Raw genomic sequence first — 14,775 nt, 5'->3', positions numbered from 1 at the left:
AGACTGGCTCAGCGTCAGGCGCGGCATGCCTGCCCGACGCTCAGTTACCCACTCGGTCCGTTTTTGGCTCAGACGGGGCGCACCCGCCGCTTACGGCTGCCACAGCGTGCGCTGTACCGCCTCACGCCAGCCCTTCCAGCTCTGCTGCAGCTGCTGGTGGCGGACCGGGTCGGGCTGCCACAGGTCATGCTGCGGCATCAGCGCGGTCAGCTGTTCATCGCTGAGCCCGTCCAGCTGGCGGCGTGCCAGCAGGCCGGCACCCAGCGCGGAGAGCTCCGGCGTGGTGCTGCGCGCCACCGGGCAGCCGAGCAGGTCGGCCTGAAACTGCATCAGCCAGGCGTTCTGCGTCGGTCCGCCGTCGACCATCAGCTGGTCGAGATGGAAGCCCGGATGCTGACGCATCGCCTCGATCACGTCGGCAATCTGGTAGGCGATCGCCTCCAGCGCCGCGCGGATCAGGTGCGCCGGGGTCACGCCACGGCTCAGGCCGCAGATCACCCCGCGCGCCTGGTCATCCCACCAGGGCGCGCCGGTGCCGGTCAGCGCCGGGACAAAATAGACGCCAAGCGTCGACTCAATGCTGCCCGGCAGTTCGTTCAGCGCGCTGGCCAGCACCTGGCCCTTGCCGTCGGTCAGCCCGGCGGCCTGCGCCATCCACGCCACGCCGTCGCCGGTGTGCGGAATATTGCCCTCAAGGCCGTAAACCACCCGCTCGCCGTCATGCCAGGCCACGGTGGTGGCCAGCGAGGTAATGCTGGTATCGGCGGTGGGCAGCGGGGCCATCACCGACGAACCGGTGCCGTAGGTGGCTTTTACGCCGCCCGGCGCGCCCAGCCCGTGGCCGTACAGCGCCGCGTGCGAATCGCCGACCATCGCCAGCACCGGAATATCATCCGGGATGCCCTGCAGCCCGGCCGTCACGCCGAAGTGGCTGGCCGACGGGCAGATTTGCGGCAGCGCCGCGCGTGGGATGCCGAACAGCGCCAGCATCTCCGCGTCCCAGTCGGCGGTGTGCAGGTTCAGCAGCTGGGTACGGGCGGCGTTGGAGGTGTCGCAGCGGAACTCGCGCCCGCCGGTCAGGTGCCACAGCAGCCAGCTGTCGATGGTGCCGAGGCAGATCTCGCCGCGCGCCGCCCGCGCCGCGCCGTCCGGGGTGTTATCCAGCAGCCAGCGCATTTTGGAACCGGAGAACAGCGGCGCAACCGGCAGGCCGGTGATTTCACGAATGCGCGCGTCCTGATGATCGTGACGCAGCTGCTCGCAGAAGGCCGCCGAGCGTGAACACTGCCAGGTCATCGCCGGCGCGATCGGCTGGCCGCTGGCGCGATCCCAGCCCATCGCGGTTTCCCGCTGGTTGCTGACGGCCAGCGCGGCCACCCGCTCCGCGCCGACCTGGGCAATCACCTCGCGCAGCACGGTCAGCGAACCGTTGAGCAGCGTCATGCCGTCCTGCTCCACCCAGCCCGCCTGCGGCGTGGCGACGGACAGCGGGCGGGATGCTTTGCTCACCACCTGCCCCCGCGCGTCGATGGCCACCGCCTTAACGTTGCTGGTGCCCTCATCCAGGGCAATAATCAGATCCTTAGCCATGGCTCACCTCAGTACCCGGCGTCGCCGCCAGTTTTTTCTCATGACGACGCATCAGCACCACCTTGCTCTGCAGCTTCTGCTGGAACTGGTCGATAACCACGGCGGTGACGATCACCAGCCCTTTAATCACCATCTGCCAGAAGTCGCTGACGCCCATCATCACCATGCCGTCGGCGAGGAACACGATCACGAAGGCACCGATAATTGAACCGGAGACGCGGCCACGGCCGCCGGCCAGCGCGGTGCCGCCGAGTACGGTAGCGCCGATGGCGTCCATCTCAAACATGTTGCCGGTCATCGGGTGGGCGGTCTGCAGCTGCGAGGCCACCACCAGCCCGACCAGCGCGGCGCACAGCCCGGAGAAGGCGTAGACAAACACTTTGACCTTAATCACCGGCACGCCGGCCAGACGGGCGGCGGACTCGTTGCCGCCGGCGGCGTAAATGTAGCGGCCGAGCGGGGTTTTACGGGTGATATACAGGCCGACCAGCAGCAGGCCGACCATCAGCCAGATCGGGAAGTAGACGCCGAGGAACGACCCGCTGCCGAGCAGCGCAAAGCCGGTGTTGCCCAGCTGCGGCGTACCGACCAGGTTGGCGTAGGTGCTGCCGTCGTTAAACAGCAGCGCCGCGCCGCGCGCCACGTACATCATGCCCAGCGTACAGATAAAGGGGGCGACGCCGAGGCGGGTAATCACCGTGCCGTTAATCAGCCCCAGCACCACGCCAAACAGCGCCACACAGAGGATCACTTCCGGCACGTTGAGAAACAGCGTCTGGCCGCCCCAGATCGGCACGCCGCTGGTCAGCAGCGCCCCGGCGACCATGCCACAGATGCCCGCCACCGCGCCCACCGACAGGTCAATGCCGCCGGTGAGGATCACCAGCGTCATGCCAATCGCCAGCAGCCCGGTGATCGCCACGTGCTGGGTCATGATCAGCAGGTTAGACGGGGTTAAAAAGTTCGGCACCATAATGCTGAAGAAACCAACCACGATCAGCAGCGCAATAAAGGTTCTGGCCTTCAGCAGGTACATGTACAGCAGGTATTTCTGATTCATTTTATTATCCTCAAGCCAGCTTATTCTTGCGGTGTTGATGCGGTGATTAACCGTTCCCGGGTCGCTTCGGCACGGGTTAAATCGGCGGCGATACGGCCGTCGGCCATCACCAGAATGCGGTCGGCCAGCGCCATCACCTCGTCCAGTTCGGAGGAGGAGAACATCACCGCCAGCCCTTCATGCGCCATACGGCCAATCAGCTGATAGACGTCGGTTTTCGCGCCCACGTCGATGCCGCGCGTCGGTTCATCCAGCAGCACCACCTCCGGCCCGGTCATCAGCGCCTTGCCCAGCACCACCTTCTGCTGGTTGCCGCCGCTCAGCGAGGTGATCGGCAGTTCGCTGTCGCTGACCTTGATCGCCAGCCGCTGGATCATCCCGCCAACCTGCTGTTCCTCCTGCTTAGGGCGCAGCAGGCCCAGCGCCCGGCGGAAGCCGCGCAGGCTGAGGTCGCTCAGCGTCATATTGGTTTTGATCGACATCAGGCTGATAATGCCTTCGCCCTTACGGTCCTCCGGCACCAGCGCGATGCCTTTTTTCAGGCGGTACGCAAAGTCGCGCCGCTCAAGGGATTCGCCGTTCAGCGTCACCCTGCCGTTCTGGCACGGCATCAGCCCGATCAGCCCCTTAAACAGCTCGGTGCGCCCGGCGCCCAGCAGGCCGTAAATGCCGACCACTTCGCCTTTGCGCAGGCTGAAGCCCACCTCATTAAGCTTATAGCCGCCGTCCTGGCGCAGCGCGGTCATGCCGCTGACCTCCAGCACCACCTCGCCCTGCGGCGCCGGGGCGTAATCAAACTGTTTCTTCTTGTCGCCGACCATCTGGGCGATGATCCACGGCACGCTGGCGTCACGCACCTCGCGTTCGCTGATAAAGCGGCCGTCGCGGAAGATGGTGATGTGATCGCCGATCTCCATCAGCTCTTCCAGCCGGTGGGAGATGTAGATAATGGTGACGCCGCGGCGCTTCAGCGCCTCGATGACGTTAAACAGCACTTTCACTTCCGACTGGCTGAGCGCCGAGGTCGGTTCATCCATAATCAGTACCCGGGTGTCTTTCGACAACGCACGCGCAATCTCCACCAGCTGCTGGTGGCCGATGCCCAGTTCCCCGAGCGGCGCGTAAGGATCCACATCCAGCTCCAGCCGTTCCAGCAGCGATTTCGCCAGCTGGTACTGGTATTTTTCATTAATCCGGCCGCGCTGGAAAAACTCATTACCGATAAAGATGTTGTCCATCACGTTCATGTTCGGGAACAGGTTCAGTTCCTGAAAGATGATGCTGATGCCGTGCTTCTCCGCCGCCATCGTCGAGTGCAGCGATACCGGCTCACCGTCGAGCAGGATCTGACCGGAGGACGGCACTTCCACCCCGGCCAGCATTTTCATCATCGTTGACTTACCGGCACCGTTCTCGCCGATCAGCACGTTGACCTTGTTGCGGTAAACGCGGTAGTTCACCTGGTCCAGCGCGGTCACGCCGGGGTAGATGCGGGAAACGTCGCGGGTTTCAATAATCACGTCCGGCTGCGCGTCAGCGGCCGGCTCGCCTGCGGTCAGATGTTCTGCCATTCCCAGCTCCTCACTGACGAACTACGCGTGCGGGGGTAATGTCCGCCGGGGTTTGCGGCACGTCCCAGCTGCTGAATACGCCGTCGACTTCAACGCTGTCGCCGACTTTCGGCTGCAGCTTTTTAATCTCATCGGACGCGAGGGTGTTGATCGCCTTGCCATAGTCGCCAAACAGCACCTGGTCGTTAAAGTCCTGATAGCTCACGCCCTTATAGGCGTCGCGCAGCGCGGTACCGCGGATGGTCGGCCCGATCTGCACCGCAACCTCAAGGCCGCTGGCGTCTCTGACGGTCATTTTGCCGCTGCGTGAGGTGGTATTCACCGCGGTAACGGTGCCCAGCACCTTCACCGTGAACACGCACGGGTTCTCTTCCTGGCTGCGGTAGCCGGACTGCTTACAGGCGGCGTCAAAATCTTTTGCACCCTTAAGGGCACTCATCAGCTCAGCCAGCGGCTTCGCCTCGCTGAGGATCTGCGGCACAATTTTCTGCTGATAGGTGGTGGTTACATTGGCCAGCGCGGGATTCGGTGGATTTTTCAGATCCTGAAGCTCCTGCTGCGACACAATACGGCAGCCCCCGAGGGCTAAAGTGGCTACTGCCAGCCAGACACGCCTGGACATAATTCGCTCCTTTGCGCCCCTTGCGGGGCGCAGCGTTAACATCAGGATTTGAAGTTGAAGTCCTGGACCTTGTCAGCATTCTCCTGGTTGATCAGAATGCCGCGGAACATCACGCGCTGTTTCTCCGGCTTCACGCCTTTCTGAATGAAGTTATCCAGGTCGGTCACGCCCTGCGCGGCAATCGCCTGCGCCTGCAGCATCACCGTTGACTTCAGGGTGCCGGCTTTCACCGCGTCACGCTCGTCGTTGCTGCCGTCGATGCCCACCACGATCACATCGCTGCGGCCGGCGGCCTTCAGCGCGGCGATCGCACCCAGCGCAACCGGGCCGTTACCGCAGATCACGCCCTTCACGTCCGGGTGCGCCTGCAGGATGCTGTCCATGATGCGCTTGCCGTCGATCAGGGTGCCTTTGGCATCCTGCTTCGCCACGCTCTGCATGTCCGGGTACTGATCCAGCACCTGGTGGAAGGATTTAGAGCGGGTCACGCAGTTGTTGTCGGCAAGGTTACAGGCCAGTTCGGCGTATTTGCCCTTCTCGCCCATCTTCTCAACGAACACGTTGGCGACGTCAGAACCTGCCTGGAAGTTGTTGTGGGTTATCTGCTCCAGCGCCACGTCATCCACCGGGATTTCGCGGTTGATCAGCACCACCGGGATCCCGGCGTCTTTGGCCTTCTGGATCGCCGCCACGCTGGCGGTGGAGTCGGCGTTGTCCAGAATGATGCCCTGCACTTTTTTACCGATGGCGGCGTCGATCAGTTCGCTCTGCTTCTTCACGTCTTCACCGTGGGACAGCACCGACGTTTTGTAGCCCAGCTCCTGCGCCTTCAGGTTGGCCCCTTTGGCTTCAGAGGCGTAGTACGGGTTATCCAGGGAGTTAACCAGGATCATGATGGTGCCTTTTTCCGCCGCGCTGACCGCGTGGGAGAAGGAGCAGGCGGTAGCCAGGGCTAACAGGGTTAAACGCATTTTCATGGTGACGTTCTCGCTATAATTGTTATGTGTAGGTACAGCGTTTCTTGGGTACTGCGGTTTCACTGGTGTGGCGGGCGGCGATTACCAGATGGTAAAGCCACCGTCGATCATCAGATCCGCACCGGTGATCATGTCGCTGCCGTTGCCGGCAAAGAACAGCACCGCGGCGGCAATCTCATCGGTGTAGGCAAAACGCCCCATCGGGATCAGCTTCTTCATCGCTTCGCCCTTCTCACCGCGCCAGGCCTTCTCGCCCATCGGCGTCAGCACCACGGTCGGTGACAGGGTATTCACGTTAATTTTGTGCGGCGCGAACTCTTTCGCCATCACTTTGGTCATGCCCAGCAGGCCCGCTTTGGCCGAGGTATAGGCCACGTGGTTGTCGATGGCGATCGACGCCGCCTGCGAGGCGATATTGATAATTTTGCCGCCGCGGCCGGCCTTAACCATGCGTTTGCCCACCGCCTGCGAGGTGAGGAACGGCCCGGTCAGGTTCACCGCCACCTGCTTCTGCCACTCGGCGAAGTCGGTTTCCAGTACCGGCTGCAGCATCACGTAGCCGGCGCAGTTGACCAGAATATCGATGTGGCCGTAGTGCGCTTCCACCTGGACAATCGCCTGCTCGACGGAATCCGGGTCGGTGACGTCGCACTGGACGAACTGCACGCGGTCGGCGTCAAACTGGCTGGCAACGTCGGCGACTTTGCCCTGCTCAAAGGCCGGGTAGAGCAGCGCCAGGCTGGCGCCTTTCGCCAGCAGCATCTCGTTGCTGGCCATGGCAATGCCGCCCAGCCCGCCGGTCACCACGGCAACCTTGCCGCTGAGGTCAGTATTGATATCCACGCCGTGACGCAGGTTTACGTCGTATTCGTTACTCATGTGCCGTTGCTCCTTAAGCGGTGACGGTCAGGTGTTCTGAAGGGGTTCGCAGGCCGAAAAGCTGACTTCTTGCGGGTTCAGTAGCGACCATTGATTTTCGAATAAAAATATACGCTATCGTTTGTCGACAGAATGTGGAGAAGATCATGTTTCAAACAAAAACAAACGAAAACGTTAAATACCTGTAAAGTCTGGTTTTTTTGTTTAGTACCGCTGTGCACGCTGCTGACTTGTCAGACAAATCTGATATAAATCAAGCATGTGCCAAAAAATGACTTTCGTTCGAAAATGAAAAACCTTTTATGGCAGCCCTCGCATTTGCCTTAGTCGGCGGGTAATATCCAGCGCAAGGGGTTGACTGGCATGCAGGTTTGGCGGTAATCAGGCAAACGGAGTGTTTCACTTGAAAAGCAAAAATGAACAATTGGCTGATATGCTGCAGCGGCGTGAAAAGATTCTTGAGATGATCCGTGAGGACGGCACGGTGACGGTGAAGGCGCTGACCGAAGCGTTTAATCTGACCGAAGCCACCATCCGCACCGACCTGCGCGTGCTGCAGAAAGAGGGGTACGTGCAGCGCTATCACGGCGGGGCCACGCTGATGACCGGCAAGCAGAACACCGGCGCGCTGCTGCTGGAGCGGCAGACGCATATGGAAGCCAAGGACGCCATCGGTCAGCTGGCGGCGCAGCAGATCGAAAACGGTGACACGGTGATTTTCGATAGCGGTACCACTACCACCGCCATCGCCAACCATATGAACCATATCCGCCGCCTGTCGGTGGTGACCAACGCGGTGAATATTGCCCTTAAGCTGGGCGGCGAACCGGGCATTAATATCCTGCTGACCGGCGGCACCTTCAAATTTCCGACGCTCTCCACCTCCGGTGAGAAGGCGGCCGGTTTCTTTGAAAACGTGCTGGCCGAGAAGCTGTTTCTTGCCACCGCCTGCATCTCACCGCGCCTCGGCCTCAGTTTCCCCAGCGAAACCGATATCAAGGTGAAAAACGCGATGATCAACTCGGCCAACACGGTTTACGTGGTGGCCGACTCCAGCAAAATTGACAAGGTGTCGATGTTTGCGCTGCCCTGCGACTGGAACAAAATCCAGTACCTGATCACCGACAGCGGCATCTCTCAGCAGTCGGTGGCGGCGTTTGAGGCGTTAGGCGTGAAGGTGCTGGTGGCCGCCTGAGGTGCGGCCGCCGGGTCAGCACCCGTTATCCTCCTGCCCGTTATCCTCCTGCCCGTTCTGCGCACGGCGCCGACTCCGCATGATGCATCGCGGCCTGCGCCGCCGTGTATAACCCCACCACGTCACCAATAATCAGCAGCCCCGGCGACTGCGGCTGCTGCTCCGCTACCGTGGCAGCCAGCCTGTCCAGCCGGGTGACGATCACGCGCTGATCGGCGCGGGTGCCGCGTTCAACGATCGCCACCGGGGTGGCGGCGTCGCGGCCGTGGGCGATCAGCTGTGCGCTCAGCTCCGCGCACCAGGTCAGCCCCATATAGAACACCAGCGTCTGCTGCGCATCGCGCAGGCTGCGCCAGTCGTGCTCTGGCTTGCCGCTGCTGTGGTGGCCGGTGATAAAGCGCACCGACTGCGCCAGCCCGCGGTGGGTCAGCGGAATGCCGCTGGCCGCCGCGCAGCCGGTGGCGGCGGTGATCCCCGGCACGATATGGCAGGCGATCCCCGCCTGCTGCAGCCACTGCATCTCCTCGCCGCCGCGGCCGAACACAAAGGGGTCGCCGCCCTTCAGCCGCAGCACCTGCTGGCCGGCGCGGGCCAGGTCGACCAGCAGCTGGTTGATCTGCTGCTGGCTCATGGCGTGAAAGCCCGGCGTTTTACCCACGTCGATGCACAGCGCCTCAGGTGGGATCAGCGCCATCACCCCGGCGCTGACCAGCCGGTCATAAACCACCACCTGCGCCTGTTCGATCAGCCGCAGCGCCCGCACCGTCAGCAGATCGGAGGCCCCCGGCCCGGCCCCCACCAGCCAGACGCTGCCGGGGACGTTTTCGCCGCCGTTAGACTCGCCGTTATCCCCGCTGCCGTCAGCGTTATCGCTTCCCGAACCGTTAGCGCGGTCGGCGCTGGCTTTCGCGCGCGCCAGCAGCGTTTCAATGCCGGCAATATTCAGCGTCATGGTCGCTCCTTACGCGGTAATCGCGTCTTTTATGCTGGTGACAATCAGCGGCGCGGCCGCTACCCACACCTGGCCCTGCTCTATCTTCACCGGCCAGCAGCGCAGCGCCAGCTGCGGATTATCGAGGCTCTGGCCGTCGCGCAGGCGGAAGCGCTGTTTGTACAGCGGCGAGACAACCAGCGGTTCACCGGCGGCGTCGCCGAGCAGGCCGCGTGACAGCACGCTGGCCGTGGTGCCCGGTTCGTTATCATCCAGCGCCCACACCCGGTCGCCGTGGCGGAACAGCGCGATGCGCTGGCTGCCGAGCCGCGCGCCGATCCCGGCGTCAGACGGGATCTGCTCCAGCCGGCACACCGCGTTCCAGGCGGCAGGCGGCGCCACCACCGGCAGCACCGGCGGCAGGTCGCTGGCCGGGCGGATCTGCCCGCGGGTCTGCTGCCAGCGGATGGTTTCGTCCGCCTCGCTGCTGTTCACCGTGCTGCGGAACAGCGCCAGCCGGTCGTCGTCCGCCAGCGTGGTCTGCCATTCGCACTGGTAGCTCGCCACCACCTGCGCCATCTCCTGCTCCAGCTCGGCATTGATGCCCAGCACGTCCTCAATCACCACCTGGCGCAGGTAGTCCAGCCCACCCTCAAGGTTATCCATCCACACGCTGGTGCGCTGCAGACGATCGGCGGTGCGGATATAGAACATCAGCAGGCGATCGACGTAGCGGATCAGCGTGTCATCGTCCAGGTCGCTGGCGAACAGATCGGCGTGGCGCGGCTTCATGCCGCCGTTGCCGCAGACGTAGAGGTTCCAGCCGTTCTCGGTGGCGATCACCCCGATATCCTTGCTCTGCGCCTCGGCGCACTCGCGGGTGCAGCCGGAGACCGCCATTTTGATCTTATGCGGCGCGCGCAGCCCTTTGTAGCGGTCTTCCAGCCGGATGGCGAAGCCGGTGGAGTCCTGCACGCCGTAGCGGCACCAGGTGGAGCCGACGCAGGATTTCACCGTGCGCAGCGACTTGCCGTAGGCGTGGCCGGTCTCAAAGCCGGCGTCGGTCAGCGTCTGCCAGATGGCGGGCAGCTGCTCAAGGGTGGCACCAAACAGGTCGATGCGCTGGCCGCCGGTAATTTTGGTGTACAGGTTGTAGCGCGCGGCCACCTCGCCGATGACGATCAGCCCCTGCGGGGTGATCTCGCCGGCCGGAATGCGCGGCACCACCGAGTAGGTGCCATCCTTCTGGATATTGGCAAAGTAGCGGTCGTTGGTGTCCTGCAGCGGCAGGTGCTGAGGCTTAAGCAGATACTCGTTCCAGCAGGAGGCCAGCAGCGAGCCGACCAGCGGTTTACAGACTTCACAGCCGCGCCCGCGGCCGTGGGCGGCGATCAGCTGGTCAAAGGTTTTGATGCGGTTAACGCGGATCAGCGAGTGCAGCTCCTGGCGCGACCACGGGAAGTGTTCACAGACGTCTTTCTTCACCTCGACGCCCTGCGCCGCCAGCTGGTACTCCATCACCTGTTTCACCAGCGCGGTACAGCCGCCGCAGCCGGTACCGGCTCTGGTACAGCTTTTTACCGCCGGCAGATCGCCGCAGCCGTCCTGCACCGCGCGGCAGATATCGCCCTTGCTGACGCTGTAGCAGGAGCAGATCTGCGCGCTGTCCGGCAGCGCGGCGACGCCCAGCGCTCTGGCCGGCGCGCCCTCGCTCTGCGGCAGGATCAGGCTCTCCGGTGACGCCGGCAGCGCCATGCCGTTGAGCATCATCTGCAGCAGCGTACTGTACTCGCTGCTGTCGCCGACCAGCACGCCGCCGAGCAGGCTTTTGCCGTCCGCCGACACCACGATTTTCTTGTAGACCTCTTTCGGTTCGCTGGTCCAGCTGTAGCTCTGGCTGCCCGGCGTGCGCGCGTGGGCGTCGCCCAGCGACGCCACCTCCACCCCCAGCAGCTTCAGTTTGGTACTCATGTCCGCGCCGATAAACGCCGCGCTCTCGCCGGCCAGCATGGCGGCCACCACCCGCGCCATCTGGTAGCCGGGGGCCACCAGGCCAAACAGCTGGCCGTTCCACAACGCGCACTCGCCGATCGCCGAGATGCTGGGGTCTGAGGTCGTGCACAGGTCGTTGATCTCAATGCCGCCGCGCGCGCCCAGCTGCAGCCCGCAGGCCGCCGCCAGCCGGTCGCGCGGGCGGATGCCGGCCGAGAACAGCACCAGGTCGGTCGCCAGGCTGCTGCCGTCGGCAAAATCGAGCCGCAGGCTGCCGTCCGCTTCGGTAACAATCTGCTGGGTGGACTTGCCGGTATGCACCTCAACCCCCAGCGCGCCGATCTTGCGCCGCAGCATCGCCGCGCCGCCGTCGTCCAGCTGCACCGCCATCAGGCGCGGGGCAAACTCGACCACCGCCGTCTCCAGCCCCAGCTGCTTCAGCGCGTTCGCCGCCTCCAGCCCCAGCAGGCCGCCGCCGATCACCACCCCGCGCGTGGCCCCCGCCGCCCTGGCGGCCAGCGCGTCCAGATCGTCCAGCGTGCGGTAGACAAAACAGCCCGGCCCGTCGCCGCCCGCCAGCGGCGGCACGAACGGATAGGAGCCGGTGGCCAGCACCAGCCGGTCGTAGCGCTGCTCGCGGCCGTCCGCCTCGGTAACGCACTGCCGCTGGCGGTCGATGGCCACCACCTCGCGGCCGGTGCGCATCTCAATGCCGCTCTGCTCGCTAAAGCCCTCCGCCACCAGCGACAGCTCGGCGTGGCCCTTACCGGCAAAATACTCCGACAGATGCACGCGATCGTAAGCCACGTGCCGCTCTTCACCGTAGACGATCACCTGATAACGCAGGTGCAGCCCTTTACTGACCAGTTGCTCAAGAAAATGGTGGCCGACCATGCCGTGCCCAACCACCACTAATGTTGCTTTACTCATTGTTATCCTCCGGCAGTCTCAGCTGCGCTAAATGTGACAACGTCACCGGGACTCAGGCGGCCCGCTGTTTTTCATACAGGAACTGCAGTATCTGCTGGCGCAGATGGTGGTAATGCGCGTCATCTGCCAGCGCCACGCGGTTACGCGGGCGCGCTAAACCGGTACTGAGGATCTCGCCGACGGTGGCCGCCGGACCGTTGGTCATCATCATCACCCGGTCGGAGAGCAGCACCGCCTCGTCAACGTCGTGGGTGATCAGCACGATGGTGGTGTTCAGCTTCTGCTGGATGGCCATCACCGCGTCCTGCAGGTGCGCGCGGGTCAGCGCGTCCAGCGCGCCAAACGGCTCGTCCATCAGCAGCACCTTCGGCTTCATCGCCAGCGCGCGGGCAATGCCGACCCGCTGCTTCATGCCGCCGGAGATCTCCCCCGGCCGCTTGTGCTGCGCGTGGCCCATCTGCACCAGCTCAAGGTTGTGCGCAATCCACTCCTGCCGTTCGGCGCGGCTCATGCGGCCGCGGAACACCTGGTCCACCGCCAGCGCCACGTTGTCAAAGGCGCTCAGCCACGGCAGCAGCGAGTGCTGCTGGAACACCACCGCCCGCTCCGGCCCCGGCCCGGCGATTTCGCGGTTATCGCACAGCAGCACCCCTTCGGTCGGGCGGGTCAGCCCGGCGATCAGGTTGAGCAGCGTTGACTTGCCGCAGCCGGAGTGGCCGATCAGGCTGACCGTTTCGCCTTCGGCAATGTCAAAGCTGACGTTGTCCAGCGCCAGAAACTCGCCGCTGGCGGTGTTAAAGCGCTGGCTGACCTGCTGTACCTGAATAATCGGTTTCATTATTTGCCCCCTTTGCTGGCGTCATCCCAGGAAAACCGCCGGGCCAGCAGCATCAGCGCCTGCTCCAGCAGCAGCCCGATCGCGCCGATAATGAAAATGGCGATCAGAATGTGTTCCACGTTGAGGTTGTTCCACTCGTTCCAGATCCAGAAGCCAATGCCGAGGCCGCCGGTGAGCATCTCCGCCGCGACGATCACCAGCCAGGCGATGCCGATCGACAGACGCACCCCGGTCAGCAGCGCCGGCAGTACCGCCGGGAACAGAATTTTGCGCATCACCGTCCACTCGGAGAGCTGCAGCACCTGGGCGACGTTGAGGTAGTCCTGCGGCACCCGGCGCACGCCTTCGGCGGTGTTAATCACCATCGGCCAGATCGAGCAGATAAAAATGGTCCAGCTGGAGGCCGGCTCGGCCTTCTGAAACAGCAGCAGGCCGATCGGCAGCCAGGCCAGCGGGCTGACCGGGCGCAGCAGCGCGATAATCGGGTCAAACATGCGGCCGACAAACGCAAAGCGGCCGATCAGGAATCCGGCCGGGATCCCGACCAGCGCGGCGAGGCCAAAGCCCACCGCCACCCGCTGCAGCGAGGCCAGCACGTTCCAGCCAATCCCCTGGTCGTTCGGGCCGGCGTTGTAGAAGGGATCGGCGAACAGCGTCACCGCCGCGTGCCAGGTGCTGAGCGGGCCGGGGAAGCCGTGGGCGTTCAGCGCGGCAATCTGCCAGACGGTCAGCAGCAGCAGCGCACCGCAGATGGCCGGGATCAGCCGCTGCAGCAGCGGACGTAACGGATTAGTCATAGTGATGCTCCTCAGCGTTTCATCGCAAAGCTGGCGGCGTACTCCGCCGGTTTCGTGCCGTCCCACACCTTGCCGTCTATCAGCGTGCTGCTGCGCAGCGGGCTGGCGGGGGTGCTGATGCCGCCTACCGCCGTCGCCGCCTGCTGCCAGATATCCGTGCGGTTGACCTGTTTCGCCACCGCCAGATAGTCCGGATCGGCTTTCAGCAGCCCCCAGCGCCGCTGCTGGGTCAGGAACCACATGCCGTCCGACAGCCACGGATAGCTGACCCGGCCCTCGTCAAAGAAGCGCATCGGGTGCGCGTCCTGCCACTGGCGGCCGATGCCGTTGTCATACTGGCCGAGCATGCGGCCTTCGATGGTCTCCGGTCTGGTATTCAGGTACGCGCGTCCGGCGATCACCTGCGCCGTCTCGCGGCGGTTGGCGTCGGAGGCATCAATCCAGCGCGCCGCCTCCAGCACCGCGGCGGTCAGCGCGCGGGCGGTGTTCGGGTTCTCCTGCACCCACTGGCTGCGGGTGGCGAGGATCTTCTCCGGGTGATCCGGCCAGATCTGCTGGCTGGTGGCGGCGGTAAAGCCGATGTTTTCCGCAATCGCCCGCTGGTTCCACGGCTCGCCGACGCAGTAGCCGCTCATATTGCCGATCTTCATATTCATCACCATCTGCGGCGGCGGCACCACCACGGTGCGCACGTCGTTAAACGGGTGGATGCCCGCCTCAGCCAGCCAGTAGTAGAGCCACATCGCGTGGGTGCTGGTCGGAAAGGTATGGGCAAAGGTGAAGCTGCCCGGTTCCTGCCCGCTGACCGCCTTTTTCAGCGCCGCGGCGTCGGTGACGCCCGCCGCCTTCAGCTGCGCGGAGAGGGTGATCGCCTGGCCGTTCTGGTTCAGCGTCATCAGGTTCGCCATGTCGTGCTGCGGACCGGCCACCCCCAGCTGCAGGCCGTAAATCATGCCGTACAGCGCGTGCGCCGCGTCCAGTTCGCCGGAGGTCAGCTTGTCGCGTACCGCCGCCCAGCTGGCTTCCTTACTCGGCTGCAGGCTGATGCCGTACTTTTTGTCGAAGCCTTTTATCGCCGCCATCACCACCGGCGCGCAGTCGGTCAGCGGAATAAAACCAACGCGCACCACGCTTTTTTCCGGCGCGTCCGACCCTGCGGCCCAGGCCCGGTTCAGCACGCCCGGCAACAGATAACTGCCGCCGAGCGCCGCGCCGGCGGTAAGAAAATGACGCCTGGTCAGCGTTAATCCCGGTTTGCTCATCGTCTGGCTTCCTGAAAAAAGAGAATAAAAAAAGGCGTCCTCCGACATGCACGGGGCATGCGGCTGGACGCCTTTATCCAAAGCACTCGCTCTGCCGCCATTGGCAAAACAAATGCATGTTTGTTGTTACT

General features: G+C 63.8%; 11 protein-coding genes and 1 pseudogene. 1 reads left to right on the top strand and 11 read right to left on the bottom strand.

Annotated features, from left to right (window positions below; translation table 11 throughout):
* Positions 1 to 90: 90 nt before the first annotated feature.
* From GKQ23_RS10625 to GKQ23_RS10600, 6 genes are all read right to left on the bottom strand, one after another.
* Positions 91 to 1,590 (bottom strand): FGGY family carbohydrate kinase, encoded by a 1,500-nt coding sequence (locus tag GKQ23_RS10625; protein ID WP_212410922.1) that lies wholly within the window; start codon positions 1,588 to 1,590, stop codon positions 91 to 93.
* Complete coding sequence (locus GKQ23_RS10620) at positions 1,583 to 2,650, bottom strand: ABC transporter permease (protein ID WP_056234505.1); 1,068 nt, start codon at positions 2,648 to 2,650, stop codon at positions 1,583 to 1,585. Before GKQ23_RS10620 ends, GKQ23_RS10625 begins: the two co-directional genes overlap by 8 nt.
* Positions 2,651 to 2,670: 20 nt before the next feature.
* Positions 2,671 to 4,221, bottom strand: a complete 1,551-nt coding sequence (locus tag GKQ23_RS10615) for a sugar ABC transporter ATP-binding protein (protein ID WP_056234503.1) — start codon at positions 4,219 to 4,221, stop codon at positions 2,671 to 2,673.
* A 10-nt stretch (positions 4,222 to 4,231) separates the two neighbouring features.
* Complete coding sequence (locus tag GKQ23_RS10610) at positions 4,232 to 4,843, bottom strand: DUF2291 family protein (RefSeq protein ID WP_212410919.1); 612 nt, start codon at positions 4,841 to 4,843, stop codon at positions 4,232 to 4,234.
* A 41-nt stretch (positions 4,844 to 4,884) separates the two neighbouring features.
* Positions 4,885 to 5,820 carry a D-ribose ABC transporter substrate-binding protein gene (locus GKQ23_RS10605; protein WP_056234497.1) on the bottom strand — a complete coding sequence of 312 codons (936 nt, stop codon included), beginning with the start codon at positions 5,818 to 5,820 and terminating at the stop codon, positions 4,885 to 4,887.
* Between the two features lie 81 nt (positions 5,821 to 5,901).
* A complete protein-coding gene (locus GKQ23_RS10600) occupies positions 5,902 to 6,699 on the bottom strand; it encodes a GolD/DthD family dehydrogenase (protein ID WP_212410917.1) in 798 nt (265 codons plus the stop codon).
* 403 nt (positions 6,700 to 7,102) lie between these two features.
* Here GKQ23_RS10600 and GKQ23_RS10595 point away from each other — a divergent pair, with 403 nt between their 5' ends.
* On the top strand, positions 7,103 to 7,894 hold the full coding sequence (locus tag GKQ23_RS10595; RefSeq protein WP_056234491.1) for a DeoR/GlpR family DNA-binding transcription regulator: 792 nt from the start codon (positions 7,103 to 7,105) through the stop codon (positions 7,892 to 7,894).
* Positions 7,895 to 7,934: 40 nt separating this feature from the next.
* Here GKQ23_RS10595 and cobA read toward each other — a convergent pair whose 3' ends face one another.
* The 5 genes and pseudogenes from cobA to GKQ23_RS10570 form a co-directional block, all read right to left on the bottom strand.
* Positions 7,935 to 8,846 (bottom strand): uroporphyrinogen-III C-methyltransferase, encoded by a 912-nt coding sequence (gene cobA, locus GKQ23_RS10590; RefSeq protein WP_212410915.1) that lies wholly within the window; start codon positions 8,844 to 8,846, stop codon positions 7,935 to 7,937.
* Positions 8,847 to 8,855: 9 nt separating this feature from the next.
* Positions 8,856 to 11,753 (bottom strand): annotated as a pseudogene (gene nirB / locus GKQ23_RS10585) (nitrite reductase large subunit NirB); the annotation flags it as partial.
* A 46-nt stretch (positions 11,754 to 11,799) separates the two neighbouring features.
* The gene (locus GKQ23_RS10580; protein WP_056234487.1) at positions 11,800 to 12,585 is read right to left on the bottom strand and encodes an ABC transporter ATP-binding protein; all 786 of its coding nucleotides are present in this window, start codon (positions 12,583 to 12,585) and stop codon (positions 11,800 to 11,802) included.
* Complete coding sequence (gene ntrB / locus GKQ23_RS10575; RefSeq protein ID WP_235514965.1) at positions 12,585 to 13,388, bottom strand: nitrate ABC transporter permease; 804 nt, start codon at positions 13,386 to 13,388, stop codon at positions 12,585 to 12,587. Before ntrB ends, GKQ23_RS10580 begins: the two co-directional genes overlap by 1 nt.
* 5 nt (positions 13,389 to 13,393) lie before the next feature.
* Complete coding sequence (locus GKQ23_RS10570; protein ID WP_212410911.1) at positions 13,394 to 14,644, bottom strand: CmpA/NrtA family ABC transporter substrate-binding protein; 1,251 nt, start codon at positions 14,642 to 14,644, stop codon at positions 13,394 to 13,396.
* Positions 14,645 to 14,775: the final 131 nt, after the last annotated feature.

The organism is Erwinia sp. E602 (assembly GCF_018141005.1).
Classification (GTDB): Bacteria; Pseudomonadota; Gammaproteobacteria; order Enterobacterales; family Enterobacteriaceae; genus Erwinia.
Note: the sequence above shows the minus strand (reverse complement) of the source record. Positions and strands in the feature narration are given on the sequence as shown.

Excerpts from the sequence above, each read along its gene's own strand:
- GKQ23_RS10620 (WP_056234505.1), bottom strand. The coding sequence starts at position 2,650 with ATGAATCAGAAATACCTGCTGTACATGTACCTGCTGAAGGCCAGAACC.
- GKQ23_RS10615 (WP_056234503.1), bottom strand. The coding sequence starts at position 4,221 with ATGGCAGAACATCTGACCGCAGGCGAGCCGGCCGCTGACGCGCAGCCG.
- GKQ23_RS10580 (WP_056234487.1), bottom strand. The coding sequence starts at position 12,585 with ATGAAACCGATTATTCAGGTACAGCAGGTCAGCCAGCGCTTTAACACC.
- cobA (WP_212410915.1), bottom strand. The coding sequence starts at position 8,846 with ATGACGCTGAATATTGCCGGCATTGAAACGCTGCTGGCGCGCGCGAAA.
- GKQ23_RS10610 (WP_212410919.1), bottom strand. The coding sequence starts at position 4,843 with ATGTCCAGGCGTGTCTGGCTGGCAGTAGCCACTTTAGCCCTCGGGGGC.
- GKQ23_RS10600 (WP_212410917.1), bottom strand. The coding sequence starts at position 6,699 with ATGAGTAACGAATACGACGTAAACCTGCGTCACGGCGTGGATATCAAT.
- GKQ23_RS10605 (WP_056234497.1), bottom strand. The coding sequence starts at position 5,820 with ATGAAAATGCGTTTAACCCTGTTAGCCCTGGCTACCGCCTGCTCCTTC.
- GKQ23_RS10570 (WP_212410911.1), bottom strand. The coding sequence starts at position 14,644 with ATGAGCAAACCGGGATTAACGCTGACCAGGCGTCATTTTCTTACCGCC.
- GKQ23_RS10625 (WP_212410922.1), bottom strand. The coding sequence starts at position 1,590 with ATGGCTAAGGATCTGATTATTGCCCTGGATGAGGGCACCAGCAACGTT.